At 36.1% G+C, this 16,248-nt stretch carries 16 protein-coding genes and 2 pseudogenes; 16 read left to right on the top strand and 2 right to left on the bottom strand.

Annotated features, from left to right (window positions below; translation table 11 throughout):
• Positions 1-49: 49 nt before the first annotated feature.
• Both MHH42_RS17660 and MHH42_RS17655 read left to right on the top strand, forming a co-directional pair.
• Positions 50-190: a hypothetical protein gene (locus MHH42_RS17660; RefSeq protein WP_001116188.1), complete on the top strand. Its 141-nt coding sequence runs from the start codon at positions 50-52 to the stop codon at positions 188-190.
• A 498-nt stretch (positions 191-688) separates the two neighbouring features.
• On the top strand, positions 689-2,071 hold the full coding sequence (locus MHH42_RS17655; RefSeq protein WP_340893691.1) for an APC family permease: 1,383 nt from the start codon (positions 689-691) through the stop codon (positions 2,069-2,071).
• Between the two features lie 81 nt (positions 2,072-2,152).
• Here MHH42_RS17655 and MHH42_RS17650 read toward each other — a convergent pair.
• Positions 2,153-2,650 (bottom strand): annotated as a pseudogene (locus MHH42_RS17650) (Ger(x)C family spore germination C-terminal domain-containing protein); the annotation flags it as partial.
• A pseudogene (locus MHH42_RS17645) lies at positions 2,646-3,824 on the bottom strand (spore germination protein); the annotation flags it as partial. The pseudogenes MHH42_RS17650 and MHH42_RS17645, both read right to left, overlap by 5 nt.
• Positions 3,825-4,184: 360 nt before the next feature.
• Between MHH42_RS17645 and fdhF the strand changes: the two are divergent.
• The 14 genes from fdhF (at position 4,185) to MHH42_RS17575 (ending at position 16,238) form a co-directional block, all read left to right on the top strand.
• Positions 4,185-7,124, top strand: a complete 2,940-nt coding sequence (fdhF, locus tag MHH42_RS17640; RefSeq protein ID WP_070173598.1) for a formate dehydrogenase subunit alpha — start codon at positions 4,185-4,187, stop codon at positions 7,122-7,124.
• A gap of 14 nt (positions 7,125-7,138) precedes the next feature.
• The gene (locus MHH42_RS17635) at positions 7,139-7,621 is read left to right on the top strand and encodes a DUF1641 domain-containing protein (RefSeq protein WP_000729911.1); all 483 of its coding nucleotides are present in this window, start codon (positions 7,139-7,141) and stop codon (positions 7,619-7,621) included.
• A 115-nt stretch (positions 7,622-7,736) separates the two neighbouring features.
• The gene (locus MHH42_RS17630; protein WP_000163331.1) at positions 7,737-8,081 is read left to right on the top strand and encodes a DUF2294 domain-containing protein; all 345 of its coding nucleotides are present in this window, start codon (positions 7,737-7,739) and stop codon (positions 8,079-8,081) included.
• Positions 8,082-8,097: 16 nt separating this feature from the next.
• Positions 8,098-8,895: a formate dehydrogenase accessory sulfurtransferase FdhD gene (gene fdhD / locus MHH42_RS17625; protein ID WP_070173597.1), complete on the top strand. Its 798-nt coding sequence runs from the start codon at positions 8,098-8,100 to the stop codon at positions 8,893-8,895.
• A 20-nt stretch (positions 8,896-8,915) separates the two neighbouring features.
• A complete protein-coding gene (gene moaA, locus MHH42_RS17620; RefSeq protein ID WP_070173596.1) occupies positions 8,916-9,932 on the top strand; it encodes a GTP 3',8-cyclase MoaA in 1,017 nt (338 codons plus the stop codon).
• Positions 9,933-10,123: 191 nt separating this feature from the next.
• On the top strand, positions 10,124-10,903 hold the full coding sequence (locus tag MHH42_RS17615; protein WP_000863999.1) for a formate/nitrite transporter family protein: 780 nt from the start codon (positions 10,124-10,126) through the stop codon (positions 10,901-10,903).
• A 24-nt stretch (positions 10,904-10,927) separates the two neighbouring features.
• Entirely contained in the window at positions 10,928-11,944 is a 1,017-nt protein-coding gene (locus MHH42_RS17610; protein WP_000392759.1) for a molybdopterin-synthase adenylyltransferase MoeB, read from the top strand.
• Between the two features lie 18 nt (positions 11,945-11,962).
• A complete protein-coding gene (locus MHH42_RS17605) occupies positions 11,963-13,270 on the top strand; it encodes a molybdopterin molybdotransferase MoeA (protein ID WP_340893685.1) in 1,308 nt (435 codons plus the stop codon).
• Entirely contained in the window at positions 13,251-13,715 is a 465-nt protein-coding gene (moaE, locus tag MHH42_RS17600) for a molybdopterin synthase catalytic subunit MoaE (RefSeq protein WP_070173594.1), read from the top strand. Before MHH42_RS17605 ends, moaE begins: the two co-directional genes overlap by 20 nt.
• Positions 13,716-13,719: 4 nt before the next feature.
• Positions 13,720-13,956 carry a molybdopterin converting factor subunit 1 gene (moaD, locus tag MHH42_RS17595; RefSeq protein WP_000628490.1) on the top strand — a complete coding sequence of 79 codons (237 nt, stop codon included), beginning with the start codon at positions 13,720-13,722 and terminating at the stop codon, positions 13,954-13,956.
• 118 nt (positions 13,957-14,074) lie between these two features.
• Positions 14,075-15,124: a P-loop NTPase gene (locus MHH42_RS17590; protein WP_070173593.1), complete on the top strand. Its 1,050-nt coding sequence runs from the start codon at positions 14,075-14,077 to the stop codon at positions 15,122-15,124.
• Between the two features lie 15 nt (positions 15,125-15,139).
• Positions 15,140-15,364 carry a hypothetical protein gene (locus MHH42_RS17585; RefSeq protein ID WP_000227055.1) on the top strand — a complete coding sequence of 75 codons (225 nt, stop codon included), beginning with the start codon at positions 15,140-15,142 and terminating at the stop codon, positions 15,362-15,364.
• Positions 15,365-15,406: 42 nt separating this feature from the next.
• A complete protein-coding gene (locus tag MHH42_RS17580; protein WP_340893681.1) occupies positions 15,407-15,808 on the top strand; it encodes a hypothetical protein in 402 nt (133 codons plus the stop codon).
• 181 nt (positions 15,809-15,989) lie between these two features.
• Positions 15,990-16,238: a DUF1294 domain-containing protein gene (locus MHH42_RS17575; RefSeq protein WP_000871326.1), complete on the top strand. Its 249-nt coding sequence runs from the start codon at positions 15,990-15,992 to the stop codon at positions 16,236-16,238.
• Positions 16,239-16,248: the final 10 nt, after the last annotated feature.

Raw genomic sequence — 16,248 nt, 5'->3', positions numbered from 1 at the left:
AAGGGAATCCTTAAAAGTGGCAATACAACTTTAGAAAAGAGGGATTCTGATGCCGTTTTTAGGAAGTGTATATCAAATATTTGGATTGTATCCAGAACTTTATTATGGAATGATTTCAGCTGAGATAGAAGAAGAAGCTCAGAAAGAGAATCTTGAAAATAGTAGTGCAGAAGCTGAAGTGAAAGAATAAAAAAAGTGCAGATGAAAATCTGCACTTTTTTATTCGCTTAAAAAGGTTACATAACTTCGAATGAATTATTATTTAAAGATAGTATTTTGATTGAAGGTATGGTGATTTTATTTGAATTCTATGTAATGAAAATTGTATAAAAATCAGTGAGGTAAAATGAATATGAACATGAAAACAGAAAAAAAACAATGTTTTCGAGAAAATAATTATGTTTAAAAATAACATTTGATACATAATTAACCGTCTTTGTTTAATTAATTATATTGTTGACAATATAATTAATTGTATGATAAATTCAATCAGCATTCTTAGAGATGTATTTTCGCAATAATTATTTTTAAAATTTACTATGAGTTAAAAAGATTGATTTTTCTGTTTTTAAGATTGCTAAGTCTATAAGAGAAAAGGAGTAAATTGTGTATAATTTTATTTTCTAAACAGAACAGTAATAAAGATTGTAATTAGTAAGAGATAAACTTGAAAAAGAGGTTTCAATGAATGAGTCTTTTAATAAAGAAAACAATGGATGAAGAAAAGAAAAAAGTATTGAATCAAACTTTAGGAGCGATTGATTTAACTCTTTTAGGAATTGGAGCGATTATTGGTACAGGGATTTTTGTATTAACTGGTATCGTAGCGGCGAAACATGCTGGTCCAGCGATTGTATTATCATTTATATTAGCGGCCATTGTATGTGCATGTGTAGCTTTCTGTTATGCTGAATTTGCATCTGCAGTTCCAGTTTCAGGAAGTGTATATTCGTATACATATATGACATTAGGTGAGATTTTTGCATTTATAGTTGGTTGGTGTGTGATGTTGGAGTACTTATTAGCAACTTCTGCGGTGGCAGCAGGATGGTCAGCTTATTTTCAGTCATTGCTACTAGGGTTTAATATTCACATCCCTACAATCTTTGCATCAGCACCTGGCATGGGGAAGGATGGAATTATTGATTTACCAGCAGTTCTGATTATTTTAGTTGTAACATTTTTATTAAGTCGTGGTGCAAAAGAAAGTGCCCGAATTAATAATATAATGGTTATTATTAAACTGGCTGTTATTGTAGGATTTATTATTGTAGGGACACAATATGTAAAACCAGAAAATTGGCAACCATTTCTACCGTTTGGTTTTCACGGTGTGGTAGGAGGAGCAGCCACTGTATTCTTTGCTTTTTTAGGATTTGATGCAGTTGCAACAGCTGCAGAGGAAGTGAAGCGTCCACAGCGTAACGTACCGATTGGGCTACTTGTTTCTTTATTCATTTGTACCGTTCTATATGTAGGAGTTTCATTCGTGTTGACTGGAATGGTTCCGTTTACGGAGTTGAATGTTGCTGATCCAGTTGCATATGCGTTGCGCACTGTAGGAGAAGATAGAATTGCTGGCTTGTTATCGGTGGGGGCAATAGCGGGGCTAACGACAGTTCTGTTAGTAGCTATGTTTGCATTTGTTCGTGTATCTTACTCGATGAGTCGAGATGGGTTATTACCAAAAAGACTTTCCGGTGTTCATAAACGTTTACAAACGCCATTTTTTAATACGTGGGTTACAGGCATACTAGCAGCTTTATTAGCGGGATTAGTGGATTTGAACTTATTGGCTAATTTAGTGAATATGGGAACGATAACAGCATTTGTTTTTGTATCTATAGCTGTCATTGTACTAAGGAAGACACATCCTAATATGAAAAGACCATTCCGTGCGCCCCTAGTACCTTTTTTACCTATCGTTTCAATAGTAAGTTGTATATATTTAGCTTTGAACCTTTCTAAGCTTACTTTAATTAGTTTTGTGGCATGGATTATAATCGGTGTTTTTATATATTTTATATACGCAAAAAAACATAGTAATGTTAGAAACGGAAATAGAGTATAGTCTGTTGAAATAATACTTGTCATGTAAATGAAAACACGCTATCTGTTCTTTATACTTATAAGAACAGATAGCGTGTATTTTTTATTTAATAATCCCACTTTCTAAAATTTTGATAGTCGGTGTTACTTTTGCGCTAGCTTTGGAAAAGGAATTAGGCCAATCGTCTTCAACCTTCTTCCATTCTTTATATTGAAAAGCCCTCGCATAATCACCAAATCCGAATGGATCCAGTTGCTGTTTTTGAATTTTGTGAATTAATTCGTTTAAATCTTTGTTTAGTTGTTTTGCGATAAGTGAAGTTAATTTCTTTTTATCTTTATCTAAATCCATATTGAATGTAATCTCAGATATAGCAATTTTTAAATTCATTTTAATATTAAATTTGAAACGGTTATCGCTATAGCCTGAACGAATGTTACGATTCATGCTAAGAACATTTATAGTTACGAAATCGTTGCCTTCTGTATCTTTTAAATTACTATTACTTTCAACTCGAGTAGAAGGGATCTTCATTGTAAGAGAAACTGGTGTATTAGCCTTCTTTTGTAATAGAAGAAGAAGTGCGCTTTCATAACGATTTCACTGCAGCCTGTCCAATTACAATTCCTCCTACGACGCCGATCGTTTGTCCAACGGGACCCGGAAGCCGAACCGCAGCTTCACGGAGCATTTCAAGTACTAATTCCATCAAAAGTGCTTCTAATATAGGTGGAAAAGGAATTTTAGCACGAGACTCGCCGATTGTTAACAATAATTTAAGCGGAATCACTTCATAATGAAAGGAAATCATAGCAATATAAAGAGCAGGAGCAAAAATTGCAATAAATAATCCTGTGAAACGAAGGAGACGTATAAAAGATGGAATCATTGGCCTGAAGCTGTAATCATCTATTGTTTGAAAAAAAGCTGAAAAGGTCATAGGTCCAATTAATACGCCGGGTGAGCGATCTACAACAACAGCGATTCGCCCATTCAAAATGTGATGGGCCGTCGTATCAGGACGTTCGGTTATTGATAATTGTGGAAAGAGCGTGTATGAATTATCTTCAACAAAACCTTCTAATTCACCGGTAGTAAGAATAGCATCCACTTTTATTGATTCAATGCGGCATGTCATTTCTTGTATGACATCTTCGTTTGCGATGTCTGCTAGGTAAAGTAAAAAAACTTTAGAACTTGCTCGCTCGCCAACGGTGAATTCCTTCACCTTTAATTCGCGATTTGGGATATATCGGCGAATAAGAGCGAGACTGTCGCTCGCTACTTCATTAAATCCTTCATGTGAGCTTTTTATTGATGTCTCTGTTGTAGGTTCTTCAATGCTTCTTTTTGGTGCCGCTTGCGTATCTAGTTCTAAAGCTGATAGTTGCCCATCTATAAATAAAATACTTTTACCATGTAAAAGGGATTGTTCAATGTCTGTCCACTTCTGAACCTTTTTTATATTTCCGATAGAAACGGAAGATTCCCAAAAATCGTCCTCATTCCACTCTTTAAATAAAAGAGGACGAAGAATATCTACATTAATAACAGTTTTATCTACAAGTCCTTCCATATATATAAGAGCAGCCTCTTGGCCGTTTTTTAACGGAAAAGTACGTGTAATTAATTCTGGAATACCACTAAATAACTTGGACAAGTGTTTTAAATTAAGTGGAAGAGAAGAAGAAATAGGTTTATGTAATGTATGATCAGCTTGCTCTTGTGCAGAAAAAGATTTTTCACCGCGTATCCATTTGTTAAAAGACCCCATTTGTTCACTTTCTCCTTGTTATGTTTTATCCCGGATTAACGGGCTGCCCGTAAAAGCCCGATTGGTTAAGGCTGATTAAAGTTTCACTTTATATGGGTTATTATGGATAGTTGCATGCAGACATATGCGTAGTTTAAATTACATATTGTATATTTTTAACTTTAACGTTATAATAATAGTGTTAAAGATGGAATCGTGATATGACCTGTTATGAATCTATCGTTTTATTTATGAATAAATGGATTGGTATTTTAGCAAGATGTGCTAATACACTACTCCACCATGATGATAACGTGCCCAAAATGTGGTGCGTATATTTTCGTGGTGGAGTTTTTTTATTCTCAAAAAGGGGGAAAGACCATGAATGACAACATGGTTCATATTACAATTGACGGAAAAAAGTATACAGCGGAGCCCGGTTCAACGATATTAGGCATCATTAATGACAACGGGATTGAACATCCGCAAATTTGTTATGTACCAGAAGTAGACCCTATTCAAACGTGTGACACTTGTATTGTAGAAGTTGATGGAAAGTTGATGAGATCTTGTTCGACAGTGGCGACGGAAGGTATGAACATTGAACTCGGTTCTGGTCGTGCGAAAGAAGCACAAACAGAGGCGATGGATCGATTATTAGAAAACCATTTATTATATTGTACGGTATGTGACAACAATAATGGGAACTGTAAACTGCATAATACTGCAGAATTAATGGAGATTGAACATCAAAAATATCCTTACGAACCAAAAGTAGATGTAAGTGAAGTTGATATGACTCATCCGTTTTATCGCTACGACCCTAATCAATGTATCGCATGTGGTCAATGTGTAGAGGTGTGCCAAAACTTACAAGTAAATGAAACGATATCTATCGACTGGGAAGCCGAGCGTCCTCGTGTTATTTGGGATAATGGCGTAGATATCAATGATTCTTCATGCGTGAGCTGTGGGCAATGTGTAACGATTTGTCCTTGTAATGCTTTAATGGAGAAATCAATGCTTGGTGAAGCTGGATTTATGACGGGATTAAAGCCGGATATTCTTGAACCGATGGTAGATTTAATTAAAGAAGTTGAGCCTGGATATAGCGGTATTTTTGCGGTATCAGAAGTGGAAGCGGCCATGCGTGAGACTCGTACGAAGAAAACGAAAACAGTATGTACATTTTGCGGTGTCGGTTGTTCATTTGAAGTGTGGACGAAAGGGCGTAAAATCCTTAAAGTACAACCATCTTCAGATGCGCCAGTTAACGCAATTTCAACTTGTGTAAAAGGGAAATTTGGTTGGGACTTCGTAAATTCTAAAGAACGAATTACGAAACCATTAATTCGTAAAAATGGAACGTTTGTTGAATCTACATGGGAAGAAGCACTGAATGTAGTTGCAAATAAATTAGGCGCTATTAAAGAAGAGTACGGCAAAGGTTCTATCGGATTTATCTCTTCCTCTAAAATTACGAATGAAGACAATTATGTCATTCAAAAATTAGCTCGGCAAGTATTTAGAACGAATAATATTGATAATTGCTCACGTTATTGCCAATCACCAGCAACGGATGGTTTATTCCGTACAATTGGTATGGGCGGTGATGCAGGAACGATTAAAGATATTGCGCAATCTGGTCTTGTTATTATTGTAGGATGTAATCCGACAGAAGGTCATCCTGTTTTAGCTACACGTATTAAACGGGCACATAAATTACACGGACAAAAGTTAATTGTAGCGGATCTTCGTAAAACAGAAATGGCAGAGCGATCAGATGTCTTTATTAGTCCAAAACAAGGAACAGACCAAGTATGGTTAATGGCTGTTGCGAAATATATGATTGATCAAGGTTGGCATGATCAGGAGTTTATTAATGAAAATGTAAACTTCTTTGAAGATTTTAAAGAGAGCTTAAAAGAATATACACTTGAATATGCAGAAGAAGTAACAGGTATTTCAACAGAAACACTTATCCAAATGGCTGAAATGATTCGTGATGCAGATGGTACATGTATCCTTTGGGGTATGGGGGTAACGCAAAATACAGGTGGTTCTGATACTTCCGCTGCAATTTCAAACTTACTTCTTGCAACAGGGAATTATCGTCGTTCAGGTGCAGGTGCCTACCCACTCCGAGGTCATAATAACGTACAAGGTGCTTGTGATATGGGAACTTTACCAGGATGGCTTCCTGGATATCAGCACGTTACGAACGATATGGAACGTACGAAATTTGAAATGGCTTACGGAGTGGAAATTGATAGTGAACCAGGTCTTAATAATATTGAAATGCTTCACGCAATTGAAGAAGGAAAGATGAAAGCTATGTATCTTGTCGGAGAGGATATGGCTCTTGTAGACTCGAATGCAAATCATGTACATGAAGTGTTATCAAGCCTTGATTTCTTCGTTGTACAAGATGTTTTCCTTTCTAAAACTGCTCAATACGCAGATGTTGTATTACCGGCAGCACCATCTCTTGAGAAAGAAGGTACTTTCACAAATACAGAGAGACGTGTGCAAAGATTGTATCAAGTTCTTCCTACGCTTGGTGATGCGAAGCCAGACTGGTGGATCGTGCAGGAGATTGCGAATAAATTAGGTGCAAACTGGAATTATAGTCACCCAAGTGAAATTTTTGCTGAAATGGCAAGCTTATCACCGCTATTCTCACAAGCAAACTATGAAGTACTTGAAGGATGGAATAGTTTCCATTGGGGAAGTTTTGATGGAACGAATACACCGCTACTTTTCCAAGATGGATTTAATTTCCCAGATAAAAAAGCGCGTTTTGCGATTGCTGACTGGGTACGTCCAGCTGAATTCCCAGCGGAGTTCGACCTTCACATTAACAACGGTCGTATGTTAGAACATTTCCATGAAGGAAATATGACAAATAAATCAACAGGTATTCAAACGAAAGTACCTGGCGTTTTTGTTGAAGTTTCTCCAGAACTTGCAAAAGAACGTGGCGTGAAAACAGGTTCATTAGTGCGCCTTGTTTCTCCTTTTGGAGCACTAAAATTACGGGCACTTGTAACGGATCGTGTAAAAGCGAATGAGTTATATGTACCGATGAACTCTACAGATAATGAATCGGCAATTAATTTCTTAACAGGCCCTGCTGTTGACGTACGTACGAATACACCTGCTTATAAACAGACGAAAGTGCGCATGGAAGTGTTAGAAGTTAATGGCGAAAATCCGATGCCAAAAGCGAACCCGCGTAATAAAAAACGTCATCCTCAAGCTGGTATTGAGGTAGATCGTAAGTGGGCACGTCCAGGGTATGTACATTTAACGGATAAGTAGGGAGGAGAAAAAATATGGCTGCACCTATTAAAACGATTCAAAAACATGAATTAACTGAGGAAGAAATAAAACAGCAAAAGTTAGAGGATTTAAAGGAGCTTCTAGCTAATAATGAAGAAGCTTTAAATCAAATGTTTCATATTGTCGGGGAATTAAATGATATTGGCATGCTAGAAGCAGCAAATTCTATGCTGAAAGCGAAAGAACCAATCGCAAAGATCGTTCTCGGTCAAGTAACTCGTAAACCTGTTACAAATTTAATTAATAATATGATGGGTGCTGCAGGTGCTTTAACAGAACTTGACCCAGAACTTACGAAAAAACTTATAGGTAGTTTATTAGTAGGACTGGAAGAAGGTAATGAGCATCTAGAAAGTAATAAAAAAGTGGGGATATTCGATCTTATGAAAGTATTAAAAGATCCAGATATTAACCGTGCTATCGGGTTTGGTCTTCATTTCCTAAAAGGTATGGGTAAAGGATTAAAAGACGAATAAACTTCATGAAGTTAACCTTTTCGTCCAAATATTTGTACGAAATAGTTTGGGCGAAAAGATCATTTTGGTAAAATATATAATAAAGTAAAATGAGGCTTTTAGGAGGTATGATTTTATGACGAAAAAGGTACATGAATTTAATGATATGATACGAAAACTCCGAAAGGAACTATTCGGAAAAGGACCAGAACGAATTCATACTGTATTTGCTGAAAATATGGCGATTGCAACACTGTATGGGAACTTAACACCTACTGAGAAATTCATTTCAAGTACGATGGATGGCGCGGAAATGGTTCATATGGCTAGAACGAAAATGATTCAAGAAGTTTACGCTGCGAATTCTCGTGAACATTTGGAGGAACTTGTTGGAGCGAAATTAGTGAACTTATTTTCAGATATGAAAGTAGAAGAAGATATTGCTGTTTCGGTATTTGTTTTTGATAAAAATATAACGTGAGAGAAGGATGCTGATCGTGAAACCGATACAGGTAGAAAGAGAAGTTTTCCGTTATGAACAAGGGGTGTTTAAGCATATAGAGGACAGCATTGTAACAGAGTTTCCAGTCACAATTAAAATGAACGGACAGGAGTTTGTTACAATGGTTAGTACTCCAGAATATATAGAAGATATGGTAATAGGCTTCTTAGCATCTGAAGGAATTATTCGGAAGTATGAAGATATTGATGACATATGGGTACAGGAGAAAGAAGGATTTGTACATGTGACGACAACAAAAATAAACCCGTATTACGAACAAATGCAAAATAAACGTTATATTACTTCGTGCTGTGGTATGAGTAGGCAAGGGTTTGTTTTTGCAAATGATGCAATAAGCGTAAAGAAAATGAATGGTGTCCATGTAAAGGTTGCTGTCGAAGATTGTTTTCGTTTAATGAATGAAATGCAGCAATCTGCGGATACATTTCGACATACTGGCGGAGTGCATAACGCAGCTTTATGTGATGTAAATGGTATTATTTTAGGCCGAATGGATATTGGTAGGCATAATGCGCTAGATAAAATTTACGGTTATTGTTTAAAAAATAATATTTCTATAAAAGATAAAATCATTGTTTTTAGTGGTCGTATTTCTTCAGAAATATTATTGAAAGTTGCAAAAATCGGCTGTGAAATTATACTGTCAAAATCAGCGCCAACTGAATTAGCTTTGCAGTTAGCGGAAGAGTTAGGGATTACTACGATAGGGTTTATTCGTAATCAGTCTTTAAATATATATACGCATCCAGAACGTGTTTTAAATATAAAATAAGTAAAAGTGAGGCAAGGAAGATGAAATCAATTACATTAGACAAATTGCATCGTCCGTTAAAGGATTTACGTATTTCAGTTACTGATCGCTGTAATTTTCGCTGTCGATATTGTATGCCAGAAGAAATATTTGGTCCTGATTATTCGTTTTTGTCTAATGATAAAATTTTATCTTTTGATGAGATTGAAAGGATAACACGTATTTTCGTTTCTTTAGGTGTGAGAAAGTTACGGATTACAGGCGGAGAGCCGTTACTTCGAAGAGGGCTTCCAGAGCTTATTGAGCGGCTTAATAAAATAGATGGTGTGGAGGATATCGGTTTAACAACAAATGGATCGTTACTTAAAAAGTTTGCACCTGATTTATATAAAGCGGGGTTATCACGTGTGACAGTTAGTCTGGATTCCTTAGAAGAAGAGTGCTTTTTCCATTTAAATGGTAATAGAAGCAAAGTGCAAAGGGTTCTTGAGGGTATACAGGCTGCGGCTGAAGTTGGTATGAAAATTAAAATAAACATGGTCGTTCAAAAGGGGAAAAACGAACAGGACATCTTGCAGATGGCGCAATACTTTAAGGGAAATAAGCATATTCTTCGTTTTATTGAGTATATGGACGTTGGAAATTATAACGGTTGGGAGTTAGGTGAAGTTATTTCCAAACAAGAAATAGTAAATACAATTCGTGAAGTTATGCCGTTAGAACGGATAGAAGCAAATTATCCAGGTGAAGTAGCTACTAGGTACCGTTATATAGGCAGTGATGAGGAAATAGGTATTATTTCATCTGTAACTGATTCTTTCTGTTCATCATGTACGAGAGCTCGCATTTCTGCAGAAGGAAAATTGTATACTTGTTTATTTGCTTCTAAAGGAAATGATTTGAGAGCATTGCTTCGATCGGGGGATACGGATGAGGAAATTACAGCTGTAATTCACGACATTTGGAATAATCGAGAAGATCGATATTCAGACGAACGCTTAAGTCATACTAATAAGAAAACAATGCCTAAAATTGAAATGTCACATATCGGTGGTTAATATATAAGGCTGACATAATAGTGGAAAATGGAAAGTGTGCAAGAGATGTGGACTTTCTATTTCATAGTAAAAGTGATGATTGATCTCTCTGTAAAAGATGTGCAGAGACATTAAGCAGCATTCAAAAACCTTTATTTTCAGGAGGTTTTTTGAAGCTGCTTTTTTATTTGGAGAAAATGGAGGAATTGGTAATGGCATTTCATAAACCGGAACAAATTGCTGAACTCGTAATCGAGGCCGGTGTTCAAAAAGTAAGCCAGACGCTGCCAGCAATGCTTATTCTCGGTTTTTTAGGAGGAGCATTTATATCATTAGGATTTTTACTTAACATTCGAGTTTTAGGTAATTTGCCGGAGCATTGGGGAAGTTTAGTGAATGTTTTAGGAGGAGCAGTGTTTCCTATTGGGCTTATGCTCGTAGTGTTAGCAGGAGGAGAATTGATTACAGGAAATATGATGTCACTGTCTATGGCGCTTTATGCAAAGAAAATTACATTGATAAGTGTACTGAATAATTGGGCTTGGATTACTGTAATGAACTTTGTTGGTGCAATTTTCGTTGCGTATTGCTTTGGACATCTTGGCGGATTAACAGAGGGAGATTATTTAAATAAAACGTTAGCGATAGCGGAAGGGAAGTTACACGAATCGTTTGGGAGAACTTTAATTTTGGCGATTGGTTGTAATTGGCTCGTTTGTCTTGCGCTTTGGCTTGCTTACGGCACGAGTGATTTTGTCGGAAAGATAATTGGGATTTGGATTCCAATTATGGCATTTGTAGTGATTGGATTTCAACAAGTAGTAGCAAATATGTTTGTCATATCAGCGGTTATTTTTGCAGGTCATCTGACGTGGCTGGACCTCGCTAAAAACTTTGTTCCTGTTTTTATCGGAAATGTCATTGGAGGAGCTGGATTTGTAGGGTTTGCTTACTTTGCTTGTTATCAAAAACAAGACTCTAATGTGAAATAGATTTCTTGAAAGGAAGGGTATGCAATGGAGGAGCGGTATTCTCGGCAACAGTTGTTCAAACCAATCGGGAGTAAAGGGCAAGAAAAAATTCGGAATAAGCATGTGTTAATTGTAGGAGCAGGTGCATTAGGAAGTACAAGTGCAGAAAGTCTCGTGCGTGCAGGTATTGGTAAGTTGACAATTATTGATCGTGATTACGTAGAGTGGAGTAATTTACAAAGACAACAACTTTACTCTGAAGAAGATGCAAGAGGGAAAATCCCGAAAGCAATTGCTGCTAAAAAACGGTTGGAACAAATTAATTCAGAAGTACAAATACATGCTTTCATAATGGATGCAAGTGTAGAAAACATGGAAGGGCCATTAGAAAATGTCGATGTAATCATTGATGCTACAGATAATTTTGATATTCGATTTATCATAAATGATTTATCACAAAAACATAATATTCCGTGGGTATATGGATCTTGTGTTGGATCGTACGGTATGAGTTATACGATTATTCCGCAAAAAATGCCGTGTTTACATTGTGTACTGAAGAATGTTCCCGTTATAGGTGTGACGTGCGACACGGCTGGGATTATTAGTCCAGCTGTTCAAATCGTTGCGGCATATCAAGTGGCAGAAGCACTCAAAATTTTAGTGGAAGATTACTCAGTAATTAGAAAGACGTTTTTCATGTTTGATATATGGAGTAATCAAAATCATTTTATAAAACTAGGAAAAATAAAAACGGACGATTGTCCATCGTGCGGTTTAAATCGAGCTTATCCTTATTTATCATACGAAAACCAAACGAAGGTAGCTGTTTTATGCGGAAGAAATACAGTTCAAATAAGATCAATAGAAAATAGGCAATACAATTTTGATGACGTAGAAAAAGTATTAAAAAAACTTGGGGAAGTAGAGCGGAATCCATATTTACTATCTTGTCAATTAGAGGATTATCGCGTCGTTATTTTTCAAGATGGTCGTGTGTTCATTCATGGTACAAACGAAATTCCAAAAGCGAAACAACTATATTATCGCTTATTCGGTTAATAGAAAGGATTGTCAATAATGGGAAGAAGAGTGCCAATTACGGTTGCAGAAGCTATTCGAAAAGTGATGGGATTTGCTAACAATGGCTTAAAAGAGCTACTACCTATTGAATTAGCTTACGGACGTATATTAGCGGAGGATTTAGTAGCTGATCATGACGTACCTTCATTCAATCGTTCACCGTATGATGGGTTTGCTATTAGAGCAGAAGATACGAATTTAGCAAGTTATGAAACGCCAATTGTATTTGAAGTAGTTGGTGAAATTGGTGCAGGATCACTATTCGATGAGAAAGTAGGTTCGTTTCAAGCAGTTCGAATTATGACAGGAGCACAAATTCCAAATGATTGTGATGCGGTTGTTATGTTAGAACTGACTCGTCAATATGAGGATAATGGGAACGATTATATGGAAGTGAAACGCTCATTCAAAACGGGTGATAATATTTCTTTTCAAGGTGAAGATGCTCGTAAAGGAACGGTGCTTGCAAAGAAAGGATCGTACATTAATCCAAGTATTTCAGCTCTTCTTGCTACATTCGGTTATAGTGAAGTGCCAGTTGCGAAAAAGCCAGTAATTGGACTATTAGCGACTGGTAGTGAATTACTTGATGTAAATGAGTCGTTAGAGCCAGGAAAAATTCGAAATAGTAATACGTACATGATACTGTCTCAAATTCGAAGAGTGGGCGGAAGAGTAAAATACTTTGGGAAGTTTAGTGATGATTTTGATACGTGTTTTACAGCTGTGAAAGATGCGTTAAGTCAAGTAGATATGCTCATTACAACGGGCGGTGTATCAGTAGGAGATTACGATTATTTACCAGCTATATATGGAAGGTTAGGTGCATCCGTTCTTTTCAATAAGGTTGCAATGCGACCAGGAAGTGTAACGACTGTAGCACAATTAAATGGCAAGCTATTATTTGGTTTATCAGGAAATCCATCAGCATGTTATGTAGGATTTGAGTTGTTTGTAAGACCATGTATTCGTGCGTATATGTTTAGTGAAAAAGCGCATTTAAAAAGAGAAAAAGCATTATTAGGAAAAGATTTTCTGAAACCAAATCCATTTACAAGATTTGTACGAGCAAAACTGACGTGTAATGAAGGGCAATTAATTGCATATCCATCAGGATTTGATAAGTCTAGCTCGGTTTCTTCATTAGCAGAATCGAACGCTTTTATCGTATTGCCGGGCGGGACGAGAGGATATAAAAAAGATATGTTTGTCGATGTTCTTTTATTAGAAGATAACGAAGGTAGTGAATGGCCTTGGACATTTCATAAAGTGAGAGGTGGTTTTAATGGGACAAGTGCTATTTGAGATTGTAGAAAAACCAATTTTAGTGGAAGAAGTAACGAATAAAGTCGCAAGAAGAGAAGCGGGTGCGATTACAACATTTATTGGTACGGTGAGAGAATTAACAAAAGGAAAACGAACGCTACATTTAAAGTATGAAGCATATAAACCGATGGCAGTAAAACAACTTACGAGAATTGGTGAGGAAATTAACGGGAAATGGCCGGATGCACAAGTAGCCATTACGCACCGTGTAGGGCGGCTGGAAATAATGGATATTGCGGTAGTTATTGCAGTTTCATCACCGCATCGTAAAGTAGCTTATGAAGCGAATGAGTACGCGATTGAACGCATAAAACGCATCGTTCCAATTTGGAAAAAAGAATTTTGGGAAGATGGAACGATGTGGATTGGAGATCAACTTGAAAATACATCATATCCAGAAGGAAAACCGAAGAAGGAAGAATGAGAAAATGATTACAATTTTACTGTTTGCAAATTTGCGTGAGGAAGTCGGATCGGATCAATTAATAATTTCAGAAAAAAAAGAAATGACTATTGGACAATTAAATGAATGGTTGAAAGATAGTTATCATTTGCAATCTTTGGATACAGTAATGGTTGCAATTAATGAAGAGTTTGTAACGAATGAAGAGATGATAAAAGCTGGAGATATCGTCGCATTAATCCCGCCTGTAAGTGGGGGATAATAATGCTTTCTCGCAACAAGGACTATTAAAGACATTAAAAAATAGATGGAAACTTTCATCAGTTGAAGTAATAAGAAGATGCTATATATAAATTAGAATAAGAGAAGGGATGAGCTCTATGCTTACTCAAGAACAAATAATGAACGTATTACAACATGTAGAGGATCCAGAGTTACACAAAAGTGTTGTAGAATTAAATATGGTTAGAAATGTACAAATACATGGAACAGAGGTTAAGCTTGAAGTAGTGTTAACCATTCAAGGTTGTCCGTTAAAGGCGAAAATTCAACAAGATGTGGAAGAGTCCCTTCACGCAATTGGTGCATCTAAAGTGGATGTAACATTTGGTTCGATGACACAAGAAGAAAGAGCTATGCTAACAGAAAAATTAAATAAAAATAGTAGAACAGAAACAGGTATGCCAAGCATGTTCCGTCATGATTCAGGTGTACATTTTATTACTGTAACGAGTGGGAAAGGCGGAGTCGGAAAATCAACGGTGACAATTAATCTTGCTACTGCCTTAGCTAGAATGGGTAAAAAGGTTGGGATTTTAGATGCAGACATATATGGTTTTAGCATTCCGGCTATGATGGAAACGAATCAAAAACCAACAATGATTGATCAAACAGCAATTCCAGTCGTTAGTCATGGTGTTAAAATTATGTCAATGGGATTTTTTACAGAAGGAAATAATCCAGTCATGTGGCGTGGACCGATGTTAAATAAATGGATTCAAAACTTCCTTGCGAATACACACTGGGGAGATTTAGATTATTTACTTCTCGATTTACCACCTGGTACAGGAGATGTTGCCATTGATGTTGCAGCGATGATCCCACAAGCGAAAGAAATTATCGTTACAACGCCGCACAATGTAGCTTCATTTGTAGCTTCTAGAGTAGGTGTAATGGCAAAACATACAAAACACGAGATTGTAGGAATTGTGGAAAATATGGCTTATTACGAAGAGCAAGATGGATCAAAAAATTATCTCTTCGGAAAAGGGGGCGGCGAAATGTTAGCAGAACAATTGCAAACGGAAGTAATTGCACAAATACCTTTTGCAAAACGTGAAGAAAATAGCGATTCATCTGTATATGATGAAGACTCTCTCGTTGGAGAAGTATTTACTGCATTAGCAGAAGATATTATTTATAGAGGATAGAGGAGGAAGTTTAATATGGTATGTAATATTGATCATTCTATTGAAGATGTAATGAATAAGCTTGAAAGTCAAAAGGATTTTTTATCTGAAATTCTTTTCAAAGATTTGAATGGATTTTTGCAAAATAAACATTCGCAGGAAATATTAAACGACATCTTTCATTTATTAAAAAAGTATGACTTAGTCAGTGAAGAAGAACGAGAGAAGAGAAATGCACAATTATTGCACATTATGAATTAAATACTCTCTGGCTTTAAAGTTTTTTCAGAAGGGGTGAATGTGATGGATATGAAAAAGATGATTGAAACGATAGAAACAACAAAAGTGACTGACGTAGAATTATCGATTCCTACTTTACATCAAATGCTTGTGAAACTGTATAGCGAAAAAAATGTTATAAATTATACAGAGCTCTTAAAATATAGTTTGTCTTTATCTATAAATCTTAAGTTAAATCTTGTGTTGAAATATTTTGGTGTGCGTCCGATCGTTGCTTCTGATGAACGTATGCAATTTCAAGAGATATTTAAATGTTTAGCTAAGCAAGATGATAATGGGGAATGGTTTTTGAATTTCGTTTCTTTATATGTAGGGTTAATTGTTGTTCTTCATTTTGATGAGAAAGAGATTGAGAGAAGTTTTTTTGATGATGTGGTTGTGGTGGGTGAAGGAAGTGAAATATAAAGTTCTGTTCATAACATCTTTCTTTTTAATAGCTGTAATCGCGCTTTATATTGATTATATAAATGTAAAGATAATCAATTAAAATAAAGAATGAAACTAGTTTGCTAAAAAGTGTTCTTCAGTTGTTTCTATCGTTTTTTCATGTTACCATTAAGCGAATTTTTCATAGGGAGAGAAAGCGATGAAATGGATTTATTTTATTATTATTAATGTTATAGCTTTTAGCCTTATGGGGCTTGATAAACGAAAAGCAAAGAAGAAACAGTGGAGAACGCCAGAAAGCACGTTGTTTTTATCAGCGGCAGCTGGAGGAGCTGTTGGAGCTTGGATCGGTATGTATATGTTTCACCATAAAACGCATAAAAAGAAATTTGTTTTCGGCATACCGTTACTTGTTGTAATAACGGTATGTTTATTTTTCGCTATATGAGAAATGTCGA

The sequence above is a fragment of the Bacillus sp. FSL L8-0099 genome (assembly GCF_038006385.1).
In the GTDB taxonomy this organism is placed as follows: domain Bacteria; phylum Bacillota; class Bacilli; order Bacillales; family Bacillaceae_G; genus Bacillus_A; species Bacillus_A toyonensis.
This window is presented reverse-complemented; position numbering and strand designations above follow the sequence as displayed.